Raw genomic sequence first — 796 nt, forward strand, 5'->3', positions numbered from 1 at the left:
GATCGGAACGACCCACTGAACACTGGTGGCTGGAAGAGGAGGACGCGCATCAGCCCATCATTCCTCAGCTCGACTTCGACCGCGGGCCTGGGACGTGCTTCTGGTGCAAGACGCGCCAGAGCCGGACCTTGAGTGAACACGCCGACCGGCGGCTCCACGCGGCTTGTCCAATTGGACATCCACTGGACATGGCGCCCCGGAATTCGACACTGGAACGCGGAACCTACAATCCCTTCTCGTCGCCGGTGACCACGTAGAGGTACTTCGAGCGTTATCTGGGATTGCCAACCTGATTTAGCAGGTCAGCGAAGAATTAGAGGTTCTGTCATGTGAGGCACGTTCAGCTCGCACTTCGGCTGGGATCATCGACCTCCGGCGGATCCGACGGGTGTCGCGCCCGCTGCGCTACACCTGGCAGGACGGCGGCGTGATTGCCCTTCCGTCGGGCGTGTTGGGCTTTCAGCCGTGTGGAACCCCCGGCACGGGCTCTCTGGACATGGGGCGTCTTGCGCAGTGTCTGGTCAGCAGAGTGGGCCCGAGGAGTTTCCTCGGACCCACTCTGCTGGCGATCCGATTTTCGGACGGTCCCATCGGTGCTGGGTCAGCTGGTCTGGAAGTTCCAGGTGCCGAGGGTGGTCCAGTTGCTCCAGGGGCTGCCGTTGGTGCTGTAGGCGTGGGAGATGACGCCGTCGGTGCCGGTGGCGAAGACCTCGGCGGTCTTGGTGTCGGCGTTGTAGACGGCGGTCGGGGTGCCGGCGAACTTGAAGGTCCCCATCGTTGACCAGCCGCTCCATGC

General features: G+C 63.4%; 1 pseudogene. It reads right to left on the reverse strand.

The annotated features are described in order from the left end of the window. Positions 1-601 precede the first annotated feature (601 nt). Positions 602-796: pseudogene (locus tag C2142_RS04420) on the reverse strand (hypothetical protein); the annotation flags it as partial.

Origin of the sequence: Streptomyces sp. CB01881 (assembly GCF_002953255.1) — a bacterium.
Classification (GTDB): Bacteria; Actinomycetota; Actinomycetes; order Streptomycetales; family Streptomycetaceae; genus Kitasatospora.